Genomic DNA, 25,793 nt, shown 5'->3' with positions numbered 1-25,793 from the left:
GGGTCCCTTCAGTCGGGCGGCTGGGCGCGGCGGCGAGCGCCGTCGACATCGGTGCGCGGGCGGGAGTCGGAAGACGAATCGGAACCGGGATCGGCGTGCGGGCGGGAGTCGGCGGCGGCGCGGCGGCGGTGGCTGGTGTCGCACCAGGGATAGATCCGGCTGCGGCGGCAGGTGCACAGGGCCACGCAGAACCGGTCCGAGGACACGGTCGTACCGTCCTCAAGCGTCACCTCGACCGGTCCCTCGACAAGCATCGGGCCAGGGCGTTGGACCCTGATACGGCGGCGGTCAGCGGGGGCGTTCGGTATGGGGGCGTTCGGCACGGATGATCACCAACTCCTCTTTCTCGTCGCCGTCCGGGCCGCTCTCGGCTCCCAGCAGTCCGCGGTCGCGCAGCCAGTCGCTCCGCGACCGCAGAACGGGCCCGAAGGCGACTTTGCGGTGGTCGGCGACCTCGGCCCGCAAACCCTCCGCCCGCAACTGCGTCAGCGTCCGCTCCGCGTCGCTCAGGGCCGACTGCACCAGCAGCAGCACCCCGCCGGGACGCAACAGGGACGGGGAGTCCCGGCAGATCCGGTCCAGTACGAGCCGGCCGTCCCGCCCGCCCTCCCAGGCCCGCGCGCTGCCCCGCCTCGGCCTCGGTCCCGGCCCCGGCCCCGGCTCCGTCTCCGGCCCCGGTACGTACGGCGGATTGGACAGGATGAGGTCGAAGGACCGCCCGGACACCGGCGCCAGCAGATTCCCCTGGACGACCGTCATCGACAGCCCCGCGAGCACGGCGTTGACCTTGGCGTTGAGCACGGCCCGCCACGAGATGTCGACGGCCGTGACCCGCGCCCCACGCCGTGCCGCGACCAGCGCGACGGCTCCCGTCCCCGTACCGACGTCGAGCACCCGGGCCTGCGGGGCGAGGGGTTCGCGCCGCAGGGCGTCCACCAGGAGATCGGTGTCGTCCTGCGGGGCGTAGACGCCCGGCAGCGACACGGGCAGCGAGAGCGGGATCACGAGGATGGGCCTCCAGAGCGACGAGCCGTCCGGTCACGGGCTTCGTGCGGTCACGGGCTTCGTGCGGTCACAGTTCGTGGCGGGTCTGTTCGTATGTTCGTGTGTTCGAACGGGTAACCCCGGTTCCCGGGTCCGGCGGGACGTCAGACCGGCGTGCGGAGCGACGACCGGCCTTCCCGCCACGCTCCGAGAAGCCGGTCGGCGAGGACGTCCTCCAGATGGGTGGTGGCGTCGACGCCGAAGGCCACGTCGGCGTCCAGTTGCGGCTCCTCCTCCAGCAGACCGGCGACGACCTCCCGCCGTACGACCTGCTCGTGTACGGCGTCGGCCTCGACGTGTTCGTCGTAGAAGTGCTCGGCGGCCGGCCCGGCCCCGGTCCGCCGCATCGCCCGGGCGAGCCGTCGGGAGCCGGGGGAGGAAGTGATCTCGACCGTCGCGAAGTGCCCCACGAGGGCGCCGCGCAGAGCCCGGTGCAGACCGAAGAGGGACATGAGGTTCACGATGGCGAGGGCCTCGGCACCGGCCGCGTCCACATAGCGGCCGTAGGCCGGGTCGAGCCCCAGGTCGGTCATGAGGTCGGCGAAGAGGCGCGCGTGCACCCGGTCGGCCCGGCCCCCGCCGAACTCGTCGAACTCCACCGCGGCCATCCCCGCCTTCGCCCGCCCCCACAACCGGGGCAGCACCCAGGCGTGCGGGTCGGCCTCCTTCAGGTGGTACAGCGACCGCTGCGCCGCGTACTCACGCAGCTGCCACAGCTCCCCCTTGTCCCGCAGGAAGCCACTGACACCGCTCCCGTCCCCGTCCCCGTCGGCCGGTTCCACGAGCAGCTCGTCCAGTGCCTCCTGGGCGCTCACATGCCGTGTCGCCCGGTCGCGCAGAGTTTCGAGGAACGGCCATTCAAGGGCCGCCCGGCACCGCAGCAGCTCCGGGTCCCATTCGAGGGCGGCATCGACGTCGGCGAAGCCCCGGTAGTGCAGTTCGTAGCAGAGGTAGAGGGCGAGCTGGAGGTCGCCGCCGAAGGGGTCCGCCCCGGCGATCGCCCGGCTATCCGGCGGTGGCCCCGCCCGGCGAAGACACGCCAGAACCGCGGCCGACACCGGCCCCCTGCTCTCCGGCAGCGCCGGTCCCGCCGTCCGGATCATCATGCGCGCCGAGTACCCGTGATGCACGAGTACTCACCTGGGCGCAGGCGATCCCCACGCCCACGGCGAAGGGGGCTCCCGGTCACGGAAGCCCCCATCCACCGGCCGTCGGCCACGCGCACTCAGGTACGGTCGCGCTTCGCCGAACGCTGGACCTTCTCCACCCGCTCCTGCGCCTTGCCCTGCGTCTTCTTTGCCGCGCCGCGCGTCTGCTGCACCTTGCCCTCGGCCTGCCGGTCGCGGTCGCCGGTGACCTTCCCGGCCATCTCCTTGGCCTTACCGGTGATCTTGTCCATGTTGCCCTTGCTCTTGGCCTTGGCAGCCATGGTTCCTCCTAGATGATGGGGGTGAGGTGGCTTGCCAGCCCAACGTACGACCACCCGGTCACGCCCGCGCGTCGAAGCGTCACGTTCCGTGACCCGGCCGACGTCACGCCCCGGCACACCGGCTCGGGAAGGTTCGTGGCCCCCACGCCACGGGGGACACCGTCCCCCGACCCTCGCGTCCGCACGGAGTGCAAGCCGACCACGTCGACCCGGCGGCGATCGGACCCCGGCCTCCCGAACCCCCGAACCCCCGAACCTTCTAAGCCTCCCGAGGCCCCCCCGTGGACCCCCGCACCATCAGCTCCCCCCGAACCGTGGCGATCCCGCCCGGCGGCGGCTCCTCGCGCCCCATCGCGATCCGCCCCGCACGGGCCCCCGCCTCCGACAACGGCAACCGCACGGTCGTCAGCGCGGGCACCGCGTCGATGCTGAACGGCAGATCGTCGAAACCGGCCACGGAGACATCGTCCGGAATCCGCAGCCCGGAATCGCGAAGCGCCGCACACGCGCCCAGCGCCACCGTGTCGTTGGCCGCGACCACCGCCGTCAGCGACGGATCCCGCCGCAGCAGCTCCAGCGTCGCCTCGTACCCGGAAAGCCGGTCGTACCGCCCGTACACGGTCCGAACGGGATCGTCCTCGATGCCGGCCGCCTCCAGCGCCGCCCGGTGCCCCTCCAGCCGGTGCCGCGTCGTGGTCCGCTCCTGCGGCCCGGCGATGTACCCGAGCCGCCGGTGCCCGAGCCCGATCAGATGCTCGGTGAGCTGCTGACCGCCGCCCCGGTTGTCGAAGGTGATCGCGATGGCCTCCGGCGTGGGCGGCCGTCCGCACAGCACCACCCGTGTCCCGGCCTCCCTGAGCTTGCTCAGCTTGTTGCCGACGGCGGCCAGATGGACCGGGTCCTCGATGGCCCCACCGGTGAGTACGACGGCGGCGGCGCGCTGGCGCTGCAACAGCGTGAGGTAGGTCAGCTCGCGCTCCGGGGAGCCGCCCGTGTTGCACACCACGCCCAGCCGCTCCCCGCCCGCGCGCCCGCCCGGTCCCTCGATCTCGGACTGGATGGCGGCGGCCATGATCCCGAAGAAGGGGTCGGCGATGTCGTTCACGAGGATGCCGACCAGATCGGAGGTGGCGGCGGCGAGCGCGCTCGCGGGGCCGTTGAGGACGTAGTCCAGCTCGTCCACGGCCTTCAGTACCCGCTCGCGCGTGGACGCGGCCACCGGATAGTTCCCGTTGAGCACACGGGAGACGGTCGCGGGAGACACCTGCGCGCGGGCAGCCACGTCCGCCAGGGTCACAGTCATCGTTTTCCTCGTCCTCCGGGTGCGCGTCTCGATCGGGTCGTCGGGGAGCGAGGGGAACCATACGACCGCGATCGCCGTTCGCTCCCTCGAACAACTCGACCCCCTCGCGGTCTTGTCCAGACCGCTGCTCAGAGGCTAGCTTCTCATCAGATAGAAAGCGCTTGCTGTCACGCTCACCTCTCCACGGGTTCTCCGGGCGTACGCGGCGCGGACGCGTACGCCCCCAACGCACGCCTCGAACGAACAGATGAATGAAGGGATCGGCCGTGACACGCAGGACCGTACGGATCGCCATGAACGGCGTGACCGGGCGCATGGGCTACCGCCAGCACCTCGTCCGCTCCATCCTCGCCCTCCGCGACCAGGGAGGACTCGACCTCGGTGACGGCACAGTGCTGTGGCCCGAGCCGATCCTCGTGGGCCGCCGCGAGTACGCGCTCAAGGCGCTCGCCGAACAGCACGGCCTGGAGCACTGGGCGACGGACGTGGACGAGGTCCTCGCCGACGAGTCCGTCGAGATCTACTTCGACGCCCAGGTGACCTCGGCCCGCGAGGAGGCGCTCAAGAAGGCGATCGCGGCGGGCAAGCACATCTACACGGAGAAGCCGACCGCCACCGGCCTCGACGGTGCCCTGGAGCTGGCCCGCCTGGCCAACGCCGCCGGCATCAAGCACGGCGTCGTCCAGGACAAGCTCTTCCTCCCCGGCCTCCTCAAGCTGAAGCGTCTGATCGACGGCGGCTTCTTCGGCCGCATCCTCTCCGTCCGGGGCGAGTTCGGCTACTGGGTCTTCGAGGGCGACTGGCAGGAGGCCCAGCGCCCCTCCTGGAACTACCGCGCCGAGGACGGCGGCGGCATCGTCGTCGACATGTTCCCGCACTGGGAGTACGTCCTCCACGAGCTGTTCGGCCGCGTGAAGTCCGTCCAGGCCCTCACCGCCACCCACATCCCGCAGCGCTGGGACGAGAAGGACAAGCCGTACGACGCCACCGCCGACGACGCCGCGTACGGCATCTTCGAGCTGGACGGCGGCGCGATCGCCCAGATCAACTCCTCCTGGGCCGTCCGCGTCAACCGCGACGAGCTGGTGGAGTTCCAGGTCGACGGCACTGAGGGCTCGGCCGTGGCGGGCCTGCGCAACTGCCGCGTCCAGCACCGCTCCGCCACCCCCAAGCCGGTCTGGAACCCCGACATCCCCGCCACCTACTCCTTCCGCGACCAGTGGCAGGAGGTGCCGGACAACGCCGAGTTCGACAACGGCTTCAAGGCCCAGTGGGAGCTGTTCCTCAAGCACGTCTACGCCGACGCGCCCTACCACTGGGACCTGCTGGCCGGCGCCCGTGGCGTCCAGCTCGCCGAACTGGGCCTGAAGTCCTCCGCCGAGGGCGTCCGTCTCGAGGTACCGGAGATCCAGCTGTGACGATCCGACTGCCGGGCGCGGATGGGGCGTTGAAGGTCTACACCCCCCGTACCGAACCGCTGGCGCTGACGACCGGCGCCCCCTTCACCTCCCGTACGGTCTTCTCGGCGGCCCATGTCGTCGCCGACCCCTTCGCGGACGTGTCCCCGGACTCGCCCGCCGCCGTCGACTGGGACGCCACCCTCGCCTTCCGCCGCCACCTGTGGTCGCACGGCCTCGGGGTCGCGGAGGCGATGGACACCGCCCAGCGCGGCATGGGCCTCGACTGGGCGGGCGCGGCGGAGCTGATCCGCCGTAGCGCGGCGGAGGCGAGGTCGGTCGGCGGCCGGATCGCCTGCGGCGTGGGAACCGACCAGCTCACCGGCCCGGCGGCCTCGCTGTCGGACATCCGCAAGGCGTACGAGGAGCAGCTGGCCGTCGTCGAGGAGTCGGGCGCCCAGGCGATCCTGATGGCCTCGCGCGCGCTGGCGGCGGCCGCGCAGGGCCCCGAGGACTACCTGGAGATCTACGGCCACCTGCTCCGTCAGGCCGCCGAGCCGGTGGTCCTGCACTGGCTCGGCCCGATGTTCGACCCGGCCCTGGACGGTTACTGGGGCTCGTCGGACCTGGACGCGGCCACGGACACCTTCCTGGCCGTCATCGCCGCCCACCCCGACAAGGTCGACGGCATCAAGGTCTCCCTGCTGGACGCCCAGCGCGAGATCGACATCCGCCGCAGGCTCCCCGACGGGGTCCGCTGCTACACGGGCGACGACTTCAACTACCCCGAGCTGATCGCGGGCGACGAGAAGGGCTTCAGCCACGCGCTGCTCGGCATCTTCGACCCGCTCGGGCCGCTGGCGGCGGAGGCGGTGAGGGTGCTGGACACGGGAGACGTCGAGGGCTTCCGGAACCTCCTCGACCCGACCGTCGAGCTCTCCCGCCACCTCTTCCAGACCCCGACCCGCTTCTACAAGACGGGCGTGGTGTTCCTGGCGTGGCTGGCCGGTCACCAGTCGCACTTCACGATGGTCGGCGGCCTGCAGTCGTCCCGCTCCCTCCCGCACTTCGCGCGGGCGTACGAACTGGCCGACGGCCTCGGCCTGTTCCCGGACCCGGCGCTGGCAGAGGCCAGGATGAAGAACCTGCTCGGGATGTACGGAGTGGCCCAGTGAGCAAGGAAACAACGACCGGAGACCTCTCCCGCTTCTCCATCAACCAGATGACGGTCAAGCAGCTGTCGCTGCCCGAACTCGTCGCCGGTTGCGTCGAGTTGGGCGTCCCAGGTGTGGGCCTGTGGCGCGAGCCGGTGGCCGAGTACGGCCTGGAGGCCACCGCCAAGCTGGTCCGCGACGCGGGCCTCGCGGTCACCACCCTCTGCCGGGGCGGTTTCTTCACGGCGATCGACGCGACCGAGCGGGCGGCGGCCCTGGCCGACAACCGCAAGGCGATCGACGAGGCGGCGACCCTGGGCACGGACACCCTCGTCCTGGTCTCGGGCGGCCTCCCCGAGGGTTCGAAGGATCTGCACGGGGCACGGGAGCGCATCGCGGACGCCCTGTCGGAACTGGGCCCGTACGCCGCCTCCCACGGCGTCCGCCTGGCCATCGAACCTCTCCACCCCATGTTCGCCTCGGACCGCTGTGTGGTGTCCACCCTGGCCCAGGCCCTGGACATCGCGGAGCGCTTCCCGGCCGAGCAGGTGGGAGTGACGGTCGACACGTACCACATCTGGTGGGACGACACGGCCCCGGCGGCGATCGCCCGCGCGGGCGCGTCCGGACGTATCCACACCTTCCAACTCGCCGACTGGATCACCCCGTTGCCCCAGGGTGTCCTGACCGGCCGGGGCCAGATCGGCGACGGCGCGATCGACATGCGCGAGTGGAAGGGGTACGTGGAGGCCGCCGGCTACACCGGCCCCATCGAGGTCGAACTCTTCAACGACGAGCTGTGGGCGGGCGACGGGCGCGAGCTGCTGACCCTGACGGCACGGCGATTCGTGGAGCACGCGAGCGGATGACGAGAGAAGGGGCCCTGTCGCCGTCCCCGGCCCCCGGGCAGACGGACGGCGACAGGGCCCCGTCGTGATCCTCGTGATCCTCGTGATCCGTTGTGACCCGTTGTGACCCGTTGTTCCGTCGCGATCCGTCGTGTCCCGTCCTCGGCGGACGGGTGCGGACGGGTGCGGTCGCGGGCGGGTACGGGGCGCCGTCGCGGCGGTCGGACACCGTCCGGCGGGCTCCGGCCCCAGGGCACGGAGGCCACCGGCTCCCGGTCACTCCCGCAACGCGCCCATCGCCCGGTCGAGCAACTCGGCCAACGGGAACGTGCCCTCACGGTCCACCCAGGCCGTGGCGGCCACGTCCAGGCAGGCGAGCGCGGAGGCGGCCAGTGCGCTCGCCCTGGTGTCCTCGGGACTGTCGGGGTCGGCCGCGAGCCGCCGGGTGATCTCCGGCACCAGCAGCTCCTGCCAGCCCATCTGCTTCTCGTGGTGCCGGGCCCGCAGTGACGGGGTCTCCTGGAGCATGCGCAGATAGCCGAGTGTCTGCTGGGGCGCTGCCTCGTTCATCCGCGTCAGGACGTCGAACGCCCGGCGCAGCGCCTCCCAGGGCGACTCCTCGTCGGGGCGGGCGGCGAGCGCCTCCGCGATCCGGCGGCCGGTCTCCTCCAGGCCGCCCAGGACGATGTCCTCCTTGGTGCCGAAGTACCGGAACAGGCTGGCGCGCGACAGGCCGACCTCGGCGGCGATCTGGTCGACGGTCGTCCGGTCGAACCCCTGCTCGGTGAAGAGCCGGTTCGCCACCTCCACCACTTCCTCGCGCACCGTCGCACGCATGCGCTCGCGCAGGCTGGGCGGCTTGCGTCCGGGCTGGTCGGTGGTGTGCGAGGAGTCAGGCATACGAGAAGGCTACAGCAGGCTCAATGTGATACCGAGTATCACATTGACCTCGGCGGCGGATCCGCAGGCGCCGTACGACGGGCGGTCACGCGGCGCTTCCCTGGCCCTGGGTGGCGACGTCGGCCCACTCCTCCCAGGTCTTGATCCGCTCCGCGTAGACCTGCGGGACGAAGTGGAGCGGGAGGTCGCCGAAGAAGACCCGCAGCGGCGGGTTCCCGGGCGAGGGTGACCTTGATCCCGAAGCCGGCCACCTCCTGCGCGAGGGAGTCGGTGAGCCCTTCCAGCGCCCACTTGGAGTGTGCAGCAGGTGCGGCGCAGCTCGCGGCGGTCGGTCAGTGAGACCCTCAGGTCGGTGGCCACGCGGCCGTGGGTGTCGGTGCGTACGTGGGCCTCATACGGCCAGGAGCTCGGCCGGGGACGACACCTTGCCCACGCGGACGGAACCGTGGATGGGGCCGGGGACGCGGGACAGGGGCAGGCCGGTGCCGTTGTTGGTGTGGGCGATGATCTCGGCGGTGATGGAGATCGCCGTCTCCTCGGGGGTGTGGGCGCCGAGGTCGAGGCCGATGGGTGAGTGCAGGCGCGCGAGGTGCTCCTTGCTCACGCCGGCTTCTCGCAGACGTTCCAGGCGGTGTTCGTGGGTGCGGCGGGAGCCCATCGCGCCGATGTAGCCGACCGGGAGGCCGAGGGCCGCGCGGAGCAGGGGGATGTCGAACTTGGCGTCGTGGGTGAGGACGCAGATCACGGTGCGGGCGTCGACCTCGGTGGCCGCCAGGTAGCGGTGGGGCCAGTCGACGACGACCTCGTCGGCGTGCGGGAAGCGGGCGTGGGTGGCGAACACGGGACGGGCATCGCAGACCGTGACGTGGTAGCCGAGGAAGCGTCCGGCCTGGCTGAGGGCTGCGGCGAAGTCGACGGCACCGAAGATCAGCATGCGGGGCGGCGCCGCGTGGGTGTGGACCAGGAGTGTCAGCTTCTCCGGGCAGGTGTCGGCGTCCCCGCCGACCTCGACACGGGCGGTCCGGCCCGCCCGGAGCAGCGCGCGGGCCTGGTTGGCCGTCGCCCGGTCCGCGCGCTGACTGCCCAGAGTCCCGTCGTACGCGCTGCCGTCCCCGAGGAGGGAGAGGGTGCGGCCGACAAGGCGCTGCGGCCCGTCGATCACCTGTGCCACGGCGACGGGCACACCGGCCAGCACCTGTTCCAGCGCGGTGGTGAGATGGGGCTGGTCGGCGGGGTCGACCCGCTGCACCAGGACCTCCAGTTCGCCGCCGCAGGTCAGGCCCACGGCGAAGGCGTCGTCGTCGGAGTAGCCGAACCGGGCCTGTACCGGGGGTTCGCCCGACTCCAGCACCTGTTGGCACAGCTCGTAGACGGCACCCTCCACGCATCCTCCGGAGATGCTGCCGACCGCCTCGCCGCCGGTGTCCACGGCCAGTGCGGTGCCGGGTGGCAGGGGTGCGCTGCCGCTGACCCGGGTGACGGTGGCAAGAGCGAAGGGGCGGGCCTCGCGGCACCAGCGGTACAGAGTGTCCGCGATGTTCAGCATGGGAGGTGTCCTTCGGGGGGTGGGTGGGGAAGCCCGCCGTCGCGCCGGACGGGGGATGAGAGGCGCGGCGGCGGGCCGACCGGGTCGGCTCCGGGGCTCCCCCCCCGGGGGAGGGAGAGAGGCCCGGCCGCCCGGGGTTCAGAGCAGGGCTTCGGCGGTGATGGGCAGGTCGCGGACGCGGCGGCCGGTGGCGTTGAAGACCGCGTTCGCGATGGCCGGCGCGACCCCGACCTTCACGATCTCGCCGAGGCCCTTGACGCCGATGGGGTCGGCGTGGAGGTCCTCCCCGTCCAGATAGATCGCCTTGAGGTCGGGGATGTCGGCGTTGACGGGGACCAGGTAGTCGGCCAGGTTGGCGTTGACGATCCGGCCGTCGCGGTGGTCGGTGACCGTGTGCTCCAGCAGGGCCTGCCCGACGCCGCCCACCATGGCGCCGAGGGCCTGGCTGTCGGCGAGCTTGGGGCTGATGATCCGCCCGACGTCGTAGACGCCCAGCATGCGCCGCATCCGCACCAGGCCCAGCCGCCGGTCGACGGCCACTTCGGCGAACGTCACGCTGTAGGCGTTCATGGAGTACCGGTCGTCGCCGCTCGGGGTGAAGATCCCGCGCGTCTCCAGGTGCGTACGGCTGTTACGGGCCAGCAGTTGCCGGTAGGTCTCCCCGCGCGCCGGGTTGCTCTTGACGTGCAGCCGGCCGCCGCGGACCACGATGTCGTCGGCGTCGACGCCGTGCAGCGGTGACCGCTCGTCCTCGACGGCGAGTTTGATCGCCTCCTGTCGCAGCTTGTCGCAGCCGTCCTGGACGGCGGAGCCGACGCCGGCCATGGTCTGCGAGCCGCCGTGCGGCGGGGCCGCCGGGAAGGTGGAGTCGCCGAGTTCGAAGCGGACCGTGCGCATGGTCAGGCCGAGGGCGTCGGCGGCGAGCTGGGTCATGGAGGTGTAGGTGCCGGGGCCCATGTCGCTGGTCGACGCCTGGACCAGGGCCGTGCCGTCGGCGTCCAGCCTGACCCGTGCCTCGGACCGCATGCGCAGGGTGTCGTAGATACCGCTGGCCATGCCCATGCCGATCAGCCAGTCGCCGTCCTGCCGGGAGCGGGGCTTGGGGTTGCGCCGGTGCCAGCCGAACGCGCGGGCTCCGGTCCGCAGGCACTCGCTCAGGCGCCGGGTGGACCAGGGCAGCCCGTTGACAGGGTCCTCCTGCGGCTCGTTGCGCAACCGCAGCTCGATCGGGTCGATGCCGGTCTCGTGGGCGAGTTCGTCCATGGTCGACTCGATGGCGAAGGCGGCGCTGGACCAGCCGGGGCCCCGCATGAACGTCGGCGTGTTCACGTCCAGCGGCACCGTCCGCAGCGTCTGGCGGACGTGGGGCGTGGCGTAGAGCATCTGCCCCGGGTTCATCACGCCCTCGACGTAGTGCTCGTACGAGGACGTCTCGGCCCGTATCCGGTGGATCGCCGCGGTCACGCGTCCGCCTCGGGTGCTGCCCAGCCGCAGCCCGTACTCGTAGGCGGGCCGGTAGCCCACCCCGTAGTACAGCTGCTCGCGGGTCAGGACCAGCTTGACCGGGCGGCGGAGCTCACGGGCGGCGAGGGCCGCGATGGTGGTGTGCGGCCAGGTACGCAGCGCGTTGCCGAACGCGCCGCCGACGAACGGCGAGATGACGCGCACGTTCTCCGCCGACATGCCGAACACGGCGGCGAGTTCGTCCCGCGCGCCCACCGTCCACTGGGTCTTGTCCCACACGGTGAGCTTCTCGCCGTCCCAGCGGGCGATGGTGGCGTGCGGCTCCAGCGCGTTGTGGTGGTTACGGGTGAGCCGGTAGGTGCCCTCCAGTGTGACCTCCGCCGACGCCAGCGCGTCTTCGGGGTTGCCGCGCACGTAGTTCTGCGGCGGCAGGGGGTCGTTCTCCCGGACTCCGGGTGCCGACATGTCGGTCGACGGCTTCTCGGCGTCGTAGGAGACCTTCACCAGGTCCGCGGCGTGCTGGGCGCCCTCCAGGGTGCGGGCGAGGACCACGGCGACGGGCTGCCCCAGGAAGCGGACCTTGTCGTCCTGGAAGACGTGCAGCCGTTCGCCGTCGCGGGGGTCCAACCAGGCGCCCGGGTTGTCGCGGTAGGTCAGTGCGGGTTTGTCGAGGTGGCTGATGACGCCCAGGACGCCGGGCTGGGCGTCGGCGGCGCGGGTGTCGATGCCGGTGATCCGTCCGCGCGCGACACTGCTGTCGACGATGACGGCGTGCACGACGCCGTCGATGTCGTGGTCGGCGGTGTACTTGGCCTGGCCGGTCACCTTCAGCCGTCCGTCCACCCGGGACAGCGGGGCGCCGACGGCTGCCTGCGGCTGCGGGCTCACTTGCCACCTCCTACGACGCGCAGTTGGCGCTCGACGGTCCGTTTGAGCAACTCGACCTTGAATCGGTTGTGCGGAAGGGGCCGGGCCCCTTCGGCCGCCCGCTCGGCGGCCCTGGCCCACAGGCCGTTCGACGGCCGCTGCCCGATGAGCTGCCGCTCGACGGCGGGTAGTTTCCAGGGCACGGTGCCGACGCCTCCGGCGGCCACCTTCGCCACGCGGATCACTCCGCCTCGGATGTGCAGGGCGACGGCCGCCGAGGTGAGCGCGAACTCGTAGGACTGCCGGTCGCGCACCTTCAGATAGCCGGACTTCAGGGGGCGCGGAAGGGGCGGAAGCTCGACTGCGGTTATCAACTCACCCTTGCGCAAGGCCTGTTCGCGGTTGGGTGTGCTGCCCGGCCTGAGGTGGAAGTCGGCGAAGGGCACAGTGCGCTCGCCGTCCGGCCCCAGCAGGTGCACACTCGCCTCCAGTGCCGCGAAGGCCACGGCGACGTCGGAGGGGTGGGTGGCCACGCAGTCGTCGGAGGTGCCGAGGATCGCGTGGGTGCGGTTGACGCCGTGCAGGGCCGCGCAACCCGAACCCGGCTCACGCTTGTTGCAGGCGGCGGTCAGGTCGCGGAAGTAGGCGCAGCGGGTGCGCTGCATGATGTTGCCGCCGATGGTCGCCATGTTCCGCAGCTGTGCCGACGCGCTCAGCTCCAGCGCCTGCGAGACCATCGGGTACAGGGCGCGTACACCCCGGTGGGCAGCGGCCTCGGACATCCGCACGAGCGCGCCGATGCGCAGTCCGCCGCGCCGGGTGACCATGATCTCGTCCAGCGGCAGGGCGCTGATGTCGACCAGGGCTTCGGGGCGTTCGACGGTCTCGCGCATCAGGTCGACGAGGGTGGTGCCGCCGGCGATGTAACGGCCGCCGTCACGGCCCGCGGCGAGGGCCTGCCGGGTGTCGGTCACCCGGGTGTAGGAGAAGGGATGCATGGGGGCCGTGCCTCATTTCCCGTGCGCGGTCTGCTCGACCGCCCGCACGATCTTCACGTAGCAGCCGCAGCGGCAGAGGTTTCCGCTCATGAACTCCCGGATCTCCTCCGGCGAGTCGGTGTGGCCTTCCTTGATGCAGCCGACGCCGGACATGATCTGACCGGAGGTGCAGAACCCGCACTGGAAGGCGTCCTGGTCGATGAACGCCTGCTGGAGCGGGTGCAGCCGGTCGCCCTTGGCCAGGCCCTCGATGGTGGTGACCTCGGCGCCCTCCAGCCGGATCGCCAGTGTCAGGCAGGAGTTGACCCGGCGGCCGTCGACCAGGACGGTGCAGGCGCCGCAGGCACCGGCGTTGCAGCCCTTCTTCGAACCGGTCAGCCCCAGGTGTTCGCGCAGCAGGTCCAGCAGCGAGGTCCGGTTGTCGACCGTGACGGTGCGGCGCTCGCCGTTGACCGTCAGGGAGACACGGCTCCTGGGCGCTGCCTCGGCGGCGTTCGCGGTCTCGGCGCCGAACACGTTCGGCCCCGAGATGAGGCCGCCCGCGACGACCGCTCCGCCGACGACGGTGGTGGTCGCGATGAACGTACGCCGGGACGGGTCGGACGAAGGCGCCGAGGGCGATCCCTCGGGAGATCCTTCGGGCGGAGCGACTGTTGACGCGGGGGGTTCGATGGACATGTCCACTCTCTCGGTCGGCGGAGGACGGGTGACGGCACCGCGTGGTGCCGCGAGCGGTTATGCGGCGGATTCCGTGTCGGAGTCGGGCCGTGTGTAGCCGCCCGGGAAGCGGGCGGGCGGCGCGTCCTGGGCGAAGAACGTCTTCGCCGACGCCAGCGCGTCGGCGTCGTTGAGCACGTCACCCGGTGCGGTGCCGTTGCCGCGCAGGACGCCACCGAAGTTCATCCGCATGTACGCGGCCCAGTTGTTGACGTTGCTCACCAGCGGTTCGGCGAGCCAGGGCAGGTCGCCCGCGGAGGTGGTGACGCCCCACATGGTCCGTCCGGCCATGGCTGCCCCGAAGTCGAGATCGGGGGTGTACAGCCAGGACGTCCAGGTGTCCAGGTAGCGCTTGGCATGGGAGGACAGGGAGTCCAGAAGACGGGGGAGGCGATCACGATGTCCGGTCGCCGCGAGAGTGGCGTCGAGGAGCAGGGCGAGGTTGCCCTCCCAGGGCCGCGCGGTGTGCCGTGAGCCGTGCCGCAGGTCGTCGAAGTCGGGAAGCGGATGCTCGGCGAGCGAGATCCACTCCTGCTCGACGTCGGCGGGCAGCTGCGCGGCGGCCCGGCGCGCGAGTAACTCGGTGTTCCCGTTGCTGCGGTGGCTGCCGAGGAGGAAGAGGAAGCGGCGGGACATGAGGGATCTCCTTGGTGGGGGGAGGCAAGGGCGACCGCTGGTGTGGCTGTCGCGCCGGGCGCGTCATGGCTGCCGGGTCCCCGGCGGTGCCGGTGGTGGCCGGCGTCCCGGGACACGGTCCGCACCGCGGAGGGCAAGTCCGCCCACCGGCCTGGGAGGAGCACGGCGGCCGGTGAGAGCACGATCGGCCGCCGCTCACCGGGCCGTCGGTGGGGTACGGCATCCACTCTGCGGCACGCGGCGCGATCCAACGAGCAGACGGTTTTGGGACGACTCGGGTATGTACCACTGCCGTTGGTACGTCTGGCAGTAGTAGCCAGAGCGGCCCGGCAGGCCGGCCGCCGGGCCGCCGGGCCGCCGGGCAGGCGGGCAGGCGGGCAGGCGGGCAGGCGGGCAGGCGGGCAGGCGGGCAGGCGGCCCGGCGGCCGGACCGCGGCGGCCCGGCAGCCGTGGTCCGTGACCGAGTGGCGAGACGGAGCGGCGCCACGCCACGATCCGGTCGCCGCGGCGATCATGGAGGCCGAGGGCCTTGCGCGGCCCGCACCGTCCGCCGGTTCAGGGGCCCCACGCCCCGGCGCGGACCCTGACCGAGGCGAACGCGCACCGTGAGCAGGGCTGCTGACTCTGCTGCTGCTCTCCGGGTTCGTCCGCGACGACGGGTAGAGCCTGGCCCGGCCCCGTCCCGCTCCGGGTCCCGGTCCCGGTCCCGGTCCCGCTCCCCGGTCCCGTCCCCGTCCCCGGTCCCGGTCCCGGCCCCCGGTCTCCGTCCCCGGTCCCCGTCCCGTCCCCGTCCCGGCTCTGCTGGGTACCGCGCCGGTAGACTGTGGAGGAGGTCGGCCCGGCACGGGTGGCAACCCTCACCCGGGAGACCGAGGTGGCCACGGAGATGATCGCGGCGAGCGCCTCGCGGTCACCGGCCCTGACGTCGGCCCCGCGCCGCGGGAACCCGGCGGCATCGGCGGCACCCGCCGCCGGGTTCAGCGGCGTCGGCGGTACCCGTCGGGGCGAACCCATAACGCATCCGGCACCGGCCTCTCAGCGACAAGGCCCGGTGGTCGGCCCTCATCCTCCACGAGCCCGATGCGCCGATCCGCCCAGACTCGCACCGATCCACCTATATCTGCACCATCCGCACTGATCCGCAGCGATCCGCGTCGATCACACTGATCTGCGTCGATCGCACTGATCCGCACCATCCGCATCGATCCGTACGGGAGCACTCATGCACCACCCGTCCGGCAGCCCGGACGACGCCTCCGACGCACTGTTCGGGCTCGACGCCCTCGTCCCTCCAGCCGCCGCTGCCGACGCGGACTCCTCCTTCCGTACCTCCGCCGTGGCCCGTCGGCTGCTGCCCGTGCGGGAGATCTACGCCGAACCCGCGGCTGCCGCGTCGCCGCGCGGGCAGCAGATCCGCGCCCGGTTCCCCGACGCGCGGGTGACCATGGTGGAGTCCCACTGGCGCATCCCCGGACTGCACGGCAACGAGGGCAACATCGAGCGCTGGGTGCGGATCAAGGGGGAGACGCTGGTCCTGGGGGAGAAGAAGACCCTCACCGCACGCCCCAACGGCCGGTCCGCGGACTGGATCGCTCCCGGTACCTCCAACGGCTGCGCCATGTCCTGCGTCTACTGCTACGTGCCCCGGCGCAAGGGTTACGCCAACCCCATCACCGTCTTCACCAACATCGACCGGGTCATCGCGTACCTCTCCCGGCATGTGGCGCGACAGGGGCCCAAGACCGAGCCCAACCAGTGCGACCCCGAGGCGTGGGTGTACGACATCGGTGAGAACGGCGACTGCTCGGTGGACGCACTGATCTGCGACAACACCGCGGATGTCGTGCGCGCCTTCCGGCAGTGGCCCACCGCCAAGGCGTCCTTCGCCACCAAGTTCGTCAACCCCGACCTGCTGGGTCTCGACCCGCGTGGTCGCACCCGCGTCCGGTTCTCTCTGATGCCGCCGGACGACGCCCGGCTGCTCGATGTGCGTACGTCGCCCGTCGCCGAGCGGATCGGCGCCGCGGCGGACTTCCTGGACGCCGGGTACGAGGTGCACTTCAACCTCTCGCCCGTGGTCGTCCGCCCCGGCTGGCAGGACGCCTGGGCCGAGTTGCTCCTGCATCTCGACGACGTCCTGCCACGGCGGGTGAGACAGCAGGCCGCCGCAGAGGTGATCATGCTGACCCACAACCAGGAGCTGCACCAGGTCAACCTCGGCTGGCATCCCCGTGCCGAGGATGCCCTGTGGCGGCCGGACCTCCAGCAGGCCAAGCGCTCCGAGAACGGCGCCCTGAACATCCGCTACCGCAACAAGGTCAAGGGTGACGCGGTGCGCACCCTGCGCACCCTGATCGACCGCCACGCACCATGGCTGCGCGTGCGCTACGCCTTCTGAGCGCCGGAAGAGCGGTAGGAGGAGCGCCGGAAGAGGGCCGGAAGAGCGCCGGTGGGGGCGTGCGATGGCTTCCTCAGCGCTGGAACGGCATCGTCCAGCAGTTGGAGGTGGCCGGCTTGCCCTCCAGACGGTCGGTGAGCCAGGAGATCGCTTCCCCTTGGTCGGTGATGAGGGGGGCGAGGTGGTTGGTGAGAATCCTGTTGCCGAGGTTGGGCAGATTGACCGCCTCGTAGGTGACGTTGCCGTTCTTGCGGCACCAGTCCACGGCCAGTTGGCGGGCCTGCGCGTGCGGCACGATGTCGTCGTGGACGCCGGTGGCCACACGGACGGGACCGGCGGGCTTGAGCGTCCCGATGCGCTGCGCGTCGAGGACGGCCTGGGCGCGGGGTTCGGCGGCGATGACGTCGGCGATGGGTTTGCCGCTGGTCGTCCACGCCGTACTCCGGCTGAAGCCGTAGTTGATGATCGCCTCACCGACGCACATGGTCGACGTGTCGGCGAGCGCCTTGCGCCCGGCGTCGTTCAGGTTCGCGTCGAGGAGGGCGCGCACCTCGGGGTAGGCCTGGACGAAGCCGTTGGTCGACCAGCCCAGGGCGCTGACCAGAGCGCTCCCGTCGATCCCCTTCATGGTGGCGGTCAGGTCGGCGGGCGGCGCGCCCGCGTAGGTGCCTGCCAGTGGGACGTCGGGCGCGTAGGCGGGCTGGAGTTCGGCCGCCGACGCGGTGGCACCGCCGCCCTCGCTGTAGCCGTACAGGCCGACGCGGGAGCCGGAGGTGAGGGACGTGCCGGGAAGAGCGCGCGCCGCACGGACGGCGTCCAGCACCGCACGCCCCGCGTCCAGGCGGTTGACGTAGGTGTGCAGACGGTCGGTGGCGCCCAGGCCGACGTAGTCCGTGACGACGACGGCCGCTCCGGTGGCGAGGAGGCGGTAGACGGCCAGGTTGTCGTAGCCGACGGAGAGTGTCTCCCCGCTGACGGTGAGCGGGTGCTGCAGGGCGAAGGAGGGCGCGCACTGGTCGCCCTGGCCCATGGTTCCCGAGGCCACGGCCACCAGGGGTCGGGGTCCGTCGCCCTCCCATTTCGCCGACGGCTCGATGTAGGCGCCGGTCACCGCGACCGGGCTGCCGCTCGAGTCGGTGGATTTGTACATCAGACGGGTGGCCGTGCCGGGCAGGGGGCGGCCGTCGAGGCCCGGCAGCGAAATCCCCAGAGGAAGGGGCTCATGCCTGATGAGGCTGCCGTTTGCGGTGGGCAGTTGGGCAGGCGGGGTGTAGAAGGCCGGGATGGTGACTCCCCGGGACACGACCGGGCCGGTGGCGGCCTCGGTCGCGGCCTCGGTGGCGGCATCGGTGGCGTCGGCCGTGGACGCGCTGACGCAGACGCAGACCGCCGTGGTGATCACGGCGGCGGTCAGACGGGGGAACGGGGAACGCGGACGGGTTCTGGAACGGCTCACAGGTCACTCCTCGCGCTGCTTCGTTGCAGGGTGGGCGAAAAACTAGCACCGTTAGTTAAAGTCCACAGCGGATGCGTAAGTTACGTTCGGGTAACTGTTTGCCCAAGTGAAGCTCTCGCGGTCAGTGACCACCTGACAGGTTCTCGGCACCACCGACGTGCCGGGCGCCGCATCGCCGACCACGGGCAAGACGTCCGGCGGACGCCTCCACGTGGTCGACGCCAACTCGGCGAGAACTTCACGACGTCGGCAACCCGACGTCGGCAACCCGACGTCGGGAACCCGACCGCGGCAACCTCATTGCGGACCTGGTCATGGCGGCGGCCGCCCAGCGGCACGGCTGCCATGTCATCGACAGCACCCTGACCACGAACACCGCACCGACGATCCACACCGTCCGCGCACGCCTCACCTGGCTGGTGATCGACCGAGCCCACGGCCGAAGGCCTCCGGTGAGGGTTACCGTGCCGAGGCGTTCGCGTGCGCGGCCATTCCTACCGCTCCCGCACCACGCCGCGCTCCCACGCCCAGGCGGCGATCTCGACCCGGTTGCGGGCGTCGATCTTCTGCTGGATGTTGGCCAGGTGCGTCTTGACGGTGGACAGTGACACCACGAGCTGGTCGCAGATCTCCTGGTTGGTGCGGCCCACCGCGACGAGCCGGGCCACGTCCAGTTCGCGTTCGGTCAGCGGGGAGTCGGTGTCCGGATCGGGCCGCGTGGCGGACAGGTCCTTCAGCAGCCGGACGGTGACGGCGGGGGAGACCAGCGCGTCCCCGCGGTCGGCGGCCCGCACCGCCTCGATCAGCAGCCCGGGTGGGGCGTCCTTGAGCAGGAAGCCGCACGCCCCGTTGCGCAGTGCGGTGTGCACGTAGTCGTCCTGGTCGAACGTGGTGATCACCACGATCCGCATCGGGTTGTGGACGCCGGGGCCCGCCAGGGCCCGGGTGACGTCCAAGCCGTCCAGTTTCGGCATCCGGATGTCGACCAGGCACACGTCCGGGCGCAGTCGGCGGGCCAGTTCCACGCAGGCGGCGCCGTCGCCGGCCTCACCGACCACCTTGATATCGGGCTGGGCGCCGAGAATCAGCCGGAAGCCCATGCGGACCAGCTCCTGGTCGTCCGCGATCAGCACCCGGATCGCCGTGTCGCTCACGCCGGTGATCCTGCCACAGGGGCCAGCGCCGGGAAGACGGCGGTCACCCGCCAGCCGCCGTCGCCGGTGGGAACGGCGGTCAGCGTGCCCTCCACCGCTTCGACGCGTTCCCGCAGGCCGACCAGCCCGAAACCGCCGCGCCCGCCGACCGGGCCGGGGTGGGGCGCGGCCGGTGCCGTGTTGCGCACCTCGACCCGCAGCCGGTGCCCGTCCACGTCGACCCGTACGGCCACCGAGGCGCCGGGCGCGTGCCGCCGCACGTTGGTCAACGCCTCCTGCACCACCCGGTGGACAGAGGTCTCCACCTCGGGAGCGAGACGCGTCTCGCGGGCCGCCGCGGCCACGTACAGCTGGACGTCCGTCTCGTCTTCCGAGAACACGGAGACGAGCCGGGCGAGCTCCCCCCACACCTCGCCGGGCCGGACGCCCCCGTGGTCGTCCTCGCGCAGGACCCGCACCAGACGGCGCATCGAGTCCAGCGTCTCCGATCCGGACCGGCTGATGTTCTCCAGCAGCGGTCCGACCTGTTCCGGTGCGGTGTGCTGGAGGGTCAGCGCGGCATTGGCCTGGACGATGATGCCGGTGACGTGGTGGGCGACGAAGTCGTGCAGGTCATGGGCGAGTTCCAGGCGCTGGTGCTGGCGGACGGCGGCGATGTCACGGGCCCGCTGCTCCTCCGTCAGCCGTGCGCGCAGACCCCAGGCGAGAGCCAGCCCGACGCAGAGCGTCAGCACCAGGGACCCGGTGATGGCGCTCTCGTCGTCGTAGTACCTGTCCGGCGGCAGGAGGCGCTGCGGGATCGCGATGATCGCCACAGCCAGTGCGGCCGCCGCGACCGCCCCCATCCTCGGGCGCGGCACCACCCCCACCACGCGGGAGAGCAGCACCAGGGAAGCGACACTCTCCAGCACCCCGAACGTCACCACGCTGTCCGGGCCTGCCCACGTGGCCATCACGGCCGTGAGGACCAGAGAGCCACCCGCGACGAGGACGGCGCGTACCTGCACGCTCGGCCGCCGAGCGGGCGACAGCAGCGCCATGCAGACAAGCGGGCCGGACACCGTCGGCAGCAAGCTCGTCCAGCGGGCGTCGGGCACCCCGTTGGCGAACAAGTCGAGCAGCCCCAGCAGGCCGAGGAGGATCCAGCCGGCGGCGAGCAGCGCCCGGCGGCGCATCGGAGTTTCGGAGTTCACGCCCGGCAGGATACGGAAGCGGCGATTCCAAGCGGGCTCGGCCGAATGGCCGATGTCCGGCAGCCACAACCGGCCGTCCGGCCGAGACCGCCGGTCGCCGAGCGCCCCGAAAGTGGACGGCATGTACCCGCTGATCACCGCTTCCCTCGGGGAGAGCACCCGATGAACACCTCCTCCGCCGTCCTGACCGGCACCGGTCTGTTCAAGTCCTACGGCATGGCCCGCGCCCTGGCCGGCGTCGACGTCGGCGTCACGGCCGGTGAGTCGATGGCGGTCATGGGCCCGTCCGGCTCCGGCAAGTCCACCCTGCTGCACTGCCTGGCCGGGATCGAACGGCCCGACTCCGGTGAGGTCCTGCTGGACGGCGCGCGGATCGACCAGCTCGACGAACCGGCCCGCAGCGAGCTGCGCCGCACCGCGTTCGGCTTCGTCTTCCAGGCCGGGCAGCTGCTGCCGGAGCTGCCCGCCGACGAGAACGTGGCCCTGCCGCTGATGCTCGGCGGCACGGCCCGCCGGGCGGCCGTCGCGCAGGCCCGGCAGTGGTTCGGGCCGCTGGGTCTGCAAGGTCTTGAGGGCCGCCGTCCCGGCCAGCTGTCCGGAGGGCAGGCGCAGCGGGTGGCGATCGCCCGGGCCCTGGTCGGCCGCCCGAAGGTGATCTTCGCGGACGAGCCGACCGGCGCGCTGGACCAGGCCACCGGCATGGAGGTGATCCAGCTGCTGACGGAGGTCAGCCGCTGCCAGGGCGCCGCCCTGGTAGTCGTCACCCACGACGCGAACGTGGCCCGCTGGTGCGACCGCACGGTGCACGTCCGCGACGGCCGGCTGGCCGAGGCGCACACCGGCACGGAGACGGGAACCGGCACGGAGACCGGCGCCGGGTCGAAGGCCGGGTACCGGCGATGAGGGCACTGGACCGCACCACCTGGGCGCTGACCTGGCGGCTCACCCGGGCCGGCGGACGCACCGGCCTGCTCGCCACCGGACTCGCGGTCGCCGCGGCGGCCGTGTCCACCACCCTGCTCCTGCTGAGCGTCGCGATGAACCTGGGCTTCCAGCACCGCTCGGACCGCACCGACTGGCGCAATCCGGTGGAGTCCTCCCGCCCGGTGGCCGTCCAGGCGGTCGCGACGACGTTCACGCAGGGCGTGCCCGTCACGGTCGTGGACGTCGCCCGGCTGCCGGGACACACCGCTCCCGCCCCGCCCGGCCTCGACAGCTTCCCCGCCCCCGGCGAACTGTGGGTCTCCCCGGCACTCGGCGCCCTGCTCGACAAACTGCCCGCCGACCGCCACCCGGTCCCCGGCACACCCACCGGCACCCTGGGCCGCGCGGCACTGGCGTATCCCGGTGAACTCGTCGCCGTGATCGGACACCGCCCCGGCGACCCGGCGGTCACCGCCGAGCGTGCCACCGACCCGCGCCGGGTCGGCGACATCGCCTCCCCCACCAACATCGCGTCCTTCACCGGGGCGCCGCTGACAGACGGCATTGGCAAGGCGTACGAGTCCGTGACCCGGGTCGCCACGATCCTCGTCATCGTTCCGCTGCTGGTGCTGGCGGCCTCCGCCGCGCGGCTGTCGGTCTCCCGACGCGACGAGCGGCTCGCCGCGCTGCGCCTGATCGGCGCCACGCCGGGCCGGATCGCCGGGCTGACGGCCGCCGAGGCGCTGCTGACCGGAACGGCCGGGGCGCTGCTCGGCGCCCTGGGATACGCCGTGCTGCTGCCGGCGGCGGCGAGCCTGCCGCTCGCGGGCGGCGCCTGGTACCCGGCAGACCTGTGGATCGGCGCGGGACCGCTGCTGGCGGTGACCGCCGGGGTGATCGCGCTGGTCGTCGTCAGCGCGCTCGCCGGGCTCCGCCAGGTGGTCGTCGGCCCGCTGGGCGTGGCCCGCCGCTCCCGCAGCCGCGGGGCGAGCGCCGTACGAGCGGTGGTCTTCGTGGCCGTCGTCGCCGCATACGGCCTGATCAGCAAGAGGTACGGCAGCGACGACTCCCTCGCGCTGTACGCGTTCGCCGTGCTCTTCCTGGCGTTCGCAGTGATCGGCCCCTGGGTGGTCCGGCTGCTCGGCAGGATCGTCACCGCGCTGGCCAGGCGGCCGGCGACACTGCTGGCGGGGCGCCGGCTGCTGGACGACCCGAAGGCCGCCTGGCGGATCGTCTCCGGGCTCACCCTGGCCGGTTTCGTCGCCGGGTTCTTCGCCCTGCTCACCCTGGACTCCGCTTCCCCGTGGGGAGGACGGCCCGACCAGCTCGCCATCTCCGCCCCGGTCAAGAAGGTGAGCCAGATGCGGAAGCAGGCCGAACAGCGCCTGCACGCCGCCGGAGTGAGCGCCGTGGTCGGCGTCGACGACGGCTTCGTGGCCACGAGCCCGTACGACAGCCGCCAGATCACCGCCACCGTCTCCGGCGGCGGGGCCGACCTGGACCGCGCCCGCACCGCGCTGACCGGCCTGACGCCGGACCAGTACCCGCTCACCACCGTCGACGTGAGCTGGTCCGAAGCGCGGTTCACCCGGGACTTCACCACCATCACCCGGGTGGTGCTCGTGATCACCTTCACCATCGCCATCACCTCGGCCGGGATCACCGCGGCCGCCGCCGTCCTGGACCGCCGCCGCACCTACGGCCTGCTGCACCTGGCCGGGACCCCGCTGAGGGTCCTGGACGCCGCCCGCAGCCGGGAGACGCTGATCCCGCTCACGGTGCTGGCGGGCGGTTCTCTCGCGGCGGGGCTGCTGTGCGGGGGATCGATGGTGCTGGCGGGCGGCGACTCGTCGTTCGACGCGCGCGGCCTGCTCGTCCTCGCGGTGTGCTGCGCCGCCGGGGTCGGCGGAATCCTGGCGGCCGGAGCCCTGAGCCGTCCCCTGCTGCGGGCGGTCACCCGGCAGGCGGGGGCACGGGCGGAGTGAGTGCCGGGGGCCGAGCCCGACGGCCGGGCACGGCCCCCATGGCACGTGGACAGGTCGCCGACTCCTCGGAGTCGGCGCAGGACAGCCCGCTTCGGGGCGCCTCCGCCGGGATCAGACCTGTCTCACCTCGACCTGCTTGCCGCAGAGCGGCCTCAGATCGTCGAGTCGGACGTCAGGACGGTCACCGGTGGCTGTGCCGCGCGGGCGGTGGCGGCCACGATCGCGTCCCGCGCGTACTTGTGCCCGCCGGTCCTGCCACTGTCCTTCAGACGCGCGACAGCCTCTTGGCGACGCCGGAGGCGGGGGCTCGGGCGGTGACGTCGGCGGTGTCCTTGGTGACCGGCTCCACGACGAGTCGGGAGAGGGCCCAGGCGAGACGGGCGGTGTGTGTGCCCTGTGGGTCGACTTCGACGATCGTGGCCGCGCTGGTGATCACGCGGACGTCCCGTTCACGGGCGGCGCCGAGAACCCAGGTGCCACTCACGCGACCGCCCGGTCGCCCCGGCCGTCGCCGAACATCGCAGAACTTTTATTAGAAGGTTCCGGCGGCTGCGCGGGCGGTCGCCGCGCTGCCGAATACTCGATTCTCAACGGCGTCGACGGTGTGCGAGGGTCGGCCGGTGACTGTCTCTCGCAACGAACCCGTCTCGCGGAACGCGCTCGATCTGCTGCGCTGGCAGTTCGACCTGACCTGGTCGCTGTTCGAGTACCACCTGGAGAGAATCGAACCCGACGACTTCCTGTGGGAGCCCGCCGACCTCTGCTGGACGATGCGCCGGGCCGACGACGGGACCTGGGTACCGGACTGGGCGGAGACCGAACCCGACCCCGTTCCCGTGCCGACCGTCGGCTGGCTGAGCTGGCACATTGGCTGGTGGTGGAGCGTGGCCTGCGACCACGCCCACGGCAGAACGCCCCGCGACCGGAGCGACATCACCTGGCCGGGCGCGGGCGCGCCGGCCGTTGAGTGGCTGCGCGCGATCCGCGCGGACTGGCTGGAGGCGGTGGACCGGCTCACCGACGCCGACCTGGAGTCGACCACCTCGCTGCCCTGGCAGAACGACGCCCGGCACACCGTGGCGCACTTGGTCGCCTGGGTGAACGCGGAACTGATGAAGAACGCCGCGGAAATTGGCCAACTCCGCCTCCAGCGCGCTGCCGGCCGTCCATCGGCCACCACGGGCTGACGGCCCCTCCTGCAGCGGCCGAGGCTCAGTCCCGAACGGCGTACGCGACGAAGTCCGCCCAGGCCGTGGGGGAGAGGGCGAGCTGAGGGCCGGCCGCGTTCTTGGAATCGCGGACGTGGATGGTGGAGGGGCAGGCGGCAACTTCTACGCAGTCGCCGGAGCCGCTGCTGCTGTAGCTGGACTTGTGCCAGGAGAGGGCGACCTCGACGCAGTCGTCGCCGCCGCTGTAGCTGCTCTTGAACCAGGACAGTTCGGACGTGCTCATAGGTCCCCTCGCATCCGCCGCAACAGGCTCACAGAGTCTGGGATGGTAAGAGCCTGTGAGCGCATCCTGGCATATCGCCCCTGCAGCACACTGACCACTTTCCGGTCGGCGATCAGCTGGCCGCTCTCGGGGGCCTCTGTATAAGCGAACCACTTGTTCTCCGAGGTCTCCAGCAGCTGCATGGCACCGTGCAGTCCGGCATGGGATTCACGGACCAGCGGCATGATCTGGATCTCGACGTTCCGAAGTTCGGAGATGTCCAGCAGGTGATCGATGAGTTCTCGTGTGGTGGTTGTCCCGCCTGTGTGCCGAAGCAGCAGTTGCTCTTCGATGATGAAGCTGAACGCGGTGTTCGGGCGGTCTCGCAGCAATCGCTGGCGCTCAGCCCGCGCCGTCCACTGGGCCTCGATCTGCTCGTCCTTGAGCGGCGGCAACTCGTCGTCGAACAGTTGCCGCGCGTACGCCTCCGTCTGCAACAGCCCAGGAATCAACCGGCACTCGTACGTGTAGAGCGTGATCGCCGCAGCCTCCAACCTGGCCCACTTCCTGAACCAAGCCGCCAACCCCGGCTGCCGCCCCAGATGCCGAGCCGCCGCGACCAGCGCCCCCGTTCCCCCCAGCGCCCGGTCCACCCCCTCCACGAACGCCGCGTCCGGCAGCCGGCGTCCCTGCTCCACCGACGCCACCGTGTGCTTGGAGTAACCGATGGCGTCGGCCAACTCCTCCCGGCCCAGCCCCGCGTGTTCGCGCAACGCCTGGACCATCGCCCCGAACGTCCGCAGACTGTCGGAGGCCTCCGGCTCGCCGCCCCCGCCCATCCCCGCCACGCCGCCGTTGTCGGCCCCCATCGGCCACCTCCCGCGCACCCGCCCTGCTGGACCACACCCGTCAACGCCCATGATTACGGCACGTGACGGGTACGGTCCAG

The 25,793-nt window shown here is 71.8% G+C and carries 23 protein-coding genes and 1 pseudogene; 7 read left to right on the top strand and 17 right to left on the bottom strand.

The window, feature by feature from the left end; translation table 11 throughout:
• Window positions 1-8 precede the first annotated feature (8 nt).
• The 5 genes from ACFY9I_RS04100 to ACFY9I_RS04080 form a co-directional block, all read right to left on the bottom strand.
• Window positions 9-308 (bottom strand): CDGSH iron-sulfur domain-containing protein, encoded by a 300-nt coding sequence (locus ACFY9I_RS04100; RefSeq protein ID WP_390997009.1) that lies wholly within the window; start codon window positions 306-308, stop codon window positions 9-11.
• A complete protein-coding gene (locus ACFY9I_RS04095; RefSeq protein ID WP_390997007.1) occupies window positions 289-1,011 on the bottom strand; it encodes a HemK2/MTQ2 family protein methyltransferase in 723 nt (240 codons plus the stop codon). The genes ACFY9I_RS04100 and ACFY9I_RS04095 overlap by 20 nt, the downstream gene beginning before the upstream one ends.
• A gap of 137 nt (window positions 1,012-1,148) precedes the next feature.
• Entirely contained in the window at window positions 1,149-2,150 is a 1,002-nt protein-coding gene (locus ACFY9I_RS04090) for an iron-containing redox enzyme family protein (protein WP_390997005.1), read from the bottom strand.
• Between the two features lie 119 nt (window positions 2,151-2,269).
• Window positions 2,270-2,473 (bottom strand): CsbD family protein, encoded by a 204-nt coding sequence (locus ACFY9I_RS04085; RefSeq protein WP_390996343.1) that lies wholly within the window; start codon window positions 2,471-2,473, stop codon window positions 2,270-2,272.
• A gap of 259 nt (window positions 2,474-2,732) precedes the next feature.
• Entirely contained in the window at window positions 2,733-3,776 is a 1,044-nt protein-coding gene (locus ACFY9I_RS04080) for a substrate-binding domain-containing protein (protein ID WP_390996341.1), read from the bottom strand.
• Window positions 3,777-4,042: 266 nt separating this feature from the next.
• Here ACFY9I_RS04080 and ACFY9I_RS04075 point away from each other — a divergent pair, with 266 nt between their 5' ends.
• The 3 genes from ACFY9I_RS04075 to ACFY9I_RS04065 are packed head-to-tail and all read left to right on the top strand — an operon-like array spanning window position 4,043 to window position 7,196.
• Window positions 4,043-5,194, top strand: a complete 1,152-nt coding sequence (locus ACFY9I_RS04075) for a Gfo/Idh/MocA family oxidoreductase (protein WP_390996338.1) — start codon at window positions 4,043-4,045, stop codon at window positions 5,192-5,194.
• Complete coding sequence (locus ACFY9I_RS04070) at window positions 5,191-6,348, top strand: DUF993 family protein (RefSeq protein ID WP_390996336.1); 1,158 nt, start codon at window positions 5,191-5,193, stop codon at window positions 6,346-6,348. The genes ACFY9I_RS04075 and ACFY9I_RS04070 overlap by 4 nt, the downstream gene beginning before the upstream one ends.
• A 47-nt stretch (window positions 6,349-6,395) precedes the next feature.
• The gene (locus tag ACFY9I_RS04065; protein WP_390997003.1) at window positions 6,396-7,196 is read left to right on the top strand and encodes a TIM barrel protein; all 801 of its coding nucleotides are present in this window, start codon (window positions 6,396-6,398) and stop codon (window positions 7,194-7,196) included.
• A 255-nt stretch (window positions 7,197-7,451) separates the two neighbouring features.
• Here ACFY9I_RS04065 and ACFY9I_RS04060 read toward each other — a convergent pair whose 3' ends face one another.
• The 6 genes and pseudogenes from ACFY9I_RS04060 to ACFY9I_RS04035 all read right to left on the bottom strand — a co-directional run bounded on the left by ACFY9I_RS04060 (window position 7,452) and on the right by ACFY9I_RS04035 (window position 14,303).
• On the bottom strand, window positions 7,452-8,075 hold the full coding sequence (locus ACFY9I_RS04060) for a TetR family transcriptional regulator (protein ID WP_390996333.1): 624 nt from the start codon (window positions 8,073-8,075) through the stop codon (window positions 7,452-7,454).
• Between the two features lie 391 nt (window positions 8,076-8,466).
• On the bottom strand, window positions 8,467-9,621 hold the full coding sequence (locus ACFY9I_RS04055) for an XdhC family protein (RefSeq protein WP_390996330.1): 1,155 nt from the start codon (window positions 9,619-9,621) through the stop codon (window positions 8,467-8,469).
• A 138-nt stretch (window positions 9,622-9,759) separates the two neighbouring features.
• A complete protein-coding gene (locus tag ACFY9I_RS04050; RefSeq protein WP_390996327.1) occupies window positions 9,760-11,973 on the bottom strand; it encodes a molybdopterin cofactor-binding domain-containing protein in 2,214 nt (737 codons plus the stop codon).
• Complete coding sequence (locus ACFY9I_RS04045; protein ID WP_390996325.1) at window positions 11,970-12,950, bottom strand: FAD binding domain-containing protein; 981 nt, start codon at window positions 12,948-12,950, stop codon at window positions 11,970-11,972. Before ACFY9I_RS04045 ends, ACFY9I_RS04050 begins: the two co-directional genes overlap by 4 nt.
• Window positions 12,951-12,962: 12 nt before the next feature.
• The gene (locus ACFY9I_RS04040; protein ID WP_390996323.1) at window positions 12,963-13,628 is read right to left on the bottom strand and encodes a 2Fe-2S iron-sulfur cluster-binding protein; all 666 of its coding nucleotides are present in this window, start codon (window positions 13,626-13,628) and stop codon (window positions 12,963-12,965) included.
• A 57-nt stretch (window positions 13,629-13,685) separates the two neighbouring features.
• A pseudogene (locus ACFY9I_RS04035) lies at window positions 13,686-14,303 on the bottom strand (flavodoxin family protein).
• A 1,222-nt stretch (window positions 14,304-15,525) separates the two neighbouring features.
• Here ACFY9I_RS04035 and ACFY9I_RS04030 point away from each other — a divergent pair.
• Entirely contained in the window at window positions 15,526-16,701 is a 1,176-nt protein-coding gene (locus tag ACFY9I_RS04030; RefSeq protein WP_390996320.1) for a spore photoproduct lyase family protein, read from the top strand.
• A gap of 73 nt (window positions 16,702-16,774) precedes the next feature.
• Here ACFY9I_RS04030 and ACFY9I_RS04025 read toward each other — a convergent pair whose 3' ends face one another.
• From ACFY9I_RS04025 to ACFY9I_RS04015, 3 genes are all read right to left on the bottom strand, one after another.
• Window positions 16,775-18,157 carry a lipase family protein gene (locus ACFY9I_RS04025; RefSeq protein WP_390996318.1) on the bottom strand — a complete coding sequence of 461 codons (1,383 nt, stop codon included), beginning with the start codon at window positions 18,155-18,157 and terminating at the stop codon, window positions 16,775-16,777.
• Window positions 18,158-18,651: 494 nt separating this feature from the next.
• Complete coding sequence (locus ACFY9I_RS04020; protein ID WP_390996316.1) at window positions 18,652-19,311, bottom strand: response regulator; 660 nt, start codon at window positions 19,309-19,311, stop codon at window positions 18,652-18,654.
• The gene (locus tag ACFY9I_RS04015) at window positions 19,308-20,504 is read right to left on the bottom strand and encodes a histidine kinase (protein WP_390996313.1); all 1,197 of its coding nucleotides are present in this window, start codon (window positions 20,502-20,504) and stop codon (window positions 19,308-19,310) included. Before ACFY9I_RS04015 ends, ACFY9I_RS04020 begins: the two co-directional genes overlap by 4 nt.
• A gap of 162 nt (window positions 20,505-20,666) precedes the next feature.
• On the opposite strand from ACFY9I_RS04015, the gene ACFY9I_RS04010 reads away from it, so the two are divergent.
• Window positions 20,667-21,407: an ATP-binding cassette domain-containing protein gene (locus tag ACFY9I_RS04010; protein WP_390996310.1), complete on the top strand. Its 741-nt coding sequence runs from the start codon at window positions 20,667-20,669 to the stop codon at window positions 21,405-21,407.
• On the top strand, window positions 21,404-23,413 hold the full coding sequence (locus tag ACFY9I_RS04005; protein WP_390996308.1) for an FtsX-like permease family protein: 2,010 nt from the start codon (window positions 21,404-21,406) through the stop codon (window positions 23,411-23,413). Before ACFY9I_RS04010 ends, ACFY9I_RS04005 begins: the two co-directional genes overlap by 4 nt.
• Window positions 23,414-23,678: 265 nt before the next feature.
• On the opposite strand, the gene ACFY9I_RS04000 is transcribed toward ACFY9I_RS04005, so the two are convergent.
• Window positions 23,679-23,897: a hypothetical protein gene (locus ACFY9I_RS04000; protein ID WP_390996306.1), complete on the bottom strand. Its 219-nt coding sequence runs from the start codon at window positions 23,895-23,897 to the stop codon at window positions 23,679-23,681.
• Window positions 23,898-24,033: 136 nt separating this feature from the next.
• On the opposite strand from ACFY9I_RS04000, the gene ACFY9I_RS03995 reads away from it, so the two are divergent.
• Complete coding sequence (locus tag ACFY9I_RS03995; protein ID WP_390996303.1) at window positions 24,034-24,600, top strand: DinB family protein; 567 nt, start codon at window positions 24,034-24,036, stop codon at window positions 24,598-24,600.
• Between the two features lie 25 nt (window positions 24,601-24,625).
• Here ACFY9I_RS03995 and ACFY9I_RS03990 read toward each other — a convergent pair whose 3' ends face one another.
• Both ACFY9I_RS03990 and ACFY9I_RS03985 read right to left on the bottom strand, forming a co-directional pair.
• Window positions 24,626-24,865, bottom strand: a complete 240-nt coding sequence (locus tag ACFY9I_RS03990; RefSeq protein WP_390996301.1) for a DUF397 domain-containing protein — start codon at window positions 24,863-24,865, stop codon at window positions 24,626-24,628.
• Complete coding sequence (locus ACFY9I_RS03985) at window positions 24,862-25,713, bottom strand: Scr1 family TA system antitoxin-like transcriptional regulator (protein ID WP_390996298.1); 852 nt, start codon at window positions 25,711-25,713, stop codon at window positions 24,862-24,864. Before ACFY9I_RS03985 ends, ACFY9I_RS03990 begins: the two co-directional genes overlap by 4 nt.
• Window positions 25,714-25,793: the final 80 nt, after the last annotated feature.

This window comes from Streptomyces sp. NPDC012510 (genome assembly GCF_042955065.1).
In the GTDB taxonomy this organism is placed as follows: domain Bacteria; phylum Actinomycetota; class Actinomycetes; order Streptomycetales; family Streptomycetaceae; genus Streptomyces.
The sequence above is the reverse complement of the archived record's forward strand: the minus strand, read 5'-3'. Positions and strand labels throughout refer to the sequence as shown.

Coding starts and splice junctions, on each gene's coding strand:
- ACFY9I_RS04090 (WP_390997005.1), bottom strand. CDS start 2,150: ATGATGATCCGGACGGCGGGACCGGCGCTGCCGGAGAGCAGGGGGCCG.
- ACFY9I_RS04085 (WP_390996343.1), bottom strand. CDS start 2,473: ATGGCTGCCAAGGCCAAGAGCAAGGGCAACATGGACAAGATCACCGGT.
- ACFY9I_RS04080 (WP_390996341.1), bottom strand. CDS start 3,776: ATGACTGTGACCCTGGCGGACGTGGCTGCCCGCGCGCAGGTGTCTCCC.
- ACFY9I_RS04065 (WP_390997003.1), top strand. CDS start 6,396: ATGACGGTCAAGCAGCTGTCGCTGCCCGAACTCGTCGCCGGTTGCGTC.
- ACFY9I_RS04060 (WP_390996333.1), bottom strand. CDS start 8,075: ATGCCTGACTCCTCGCACACCACCGACCAGCCCGGACGCAAGCCGCCC.
- ACFY9I_RS04055 (WP_390996330.1), bottom strand. CDS start 9,621: ATGCTGAACATCGCGGACACTCTGTACCGCTGGTGCCGCGAGGCCCGC.
- ACFY9I_RS04045 (WP_390996325.1), bottom strand. CDS start 12,950: ATGCATCCCTTCTCCTACACCCGGGTGACCGACACCCGGCAGGCCCTC.
- ACFY9I_RS04040 (WP_390996323.1), bottom strand. CDS start 13,628: ATGTCCATCGAACCCCCCGCGTCAACAGTCGCTCCGCCCGAAGGATCT.
- ACFY9I_RS04030 (WP_390996320.1), top strand. CDS start 15,526: ATGCACCACCCGTCCGGCAGCCCGGACGACGCCTCCGACGCACTGTTC.
- ACFY9I_RS04010 (WP_390996310.1), top strand. CDS start 20,667: ATGAACACCTCCTCCGCCGTCCTGACCGGCACCGGTCTGTTCAAGTCC.
- ACFY9I_RS04005 (WP_390996308.1), top strand. CDS start 21,404: ATGAGGGCACTGGACCGCACCACCTGGGCGCTGACCTGGCGGCTCACC.
- ACFY9I_RS03990 (WP_390996301.1), bottom strand. CDS start 24,865: ATGAGCACGTCCGAACTGTCCTGGTTCAAGAGCAGCTACAGCGGCGGC.
- ACFY9I_RS03985 (WP_390996298.1), bottom strand. CDS start 25,713: ATGGGGGCCGACAACGGCGGCGTGGCGGGGATGGGCGGGGGCGGCGAG.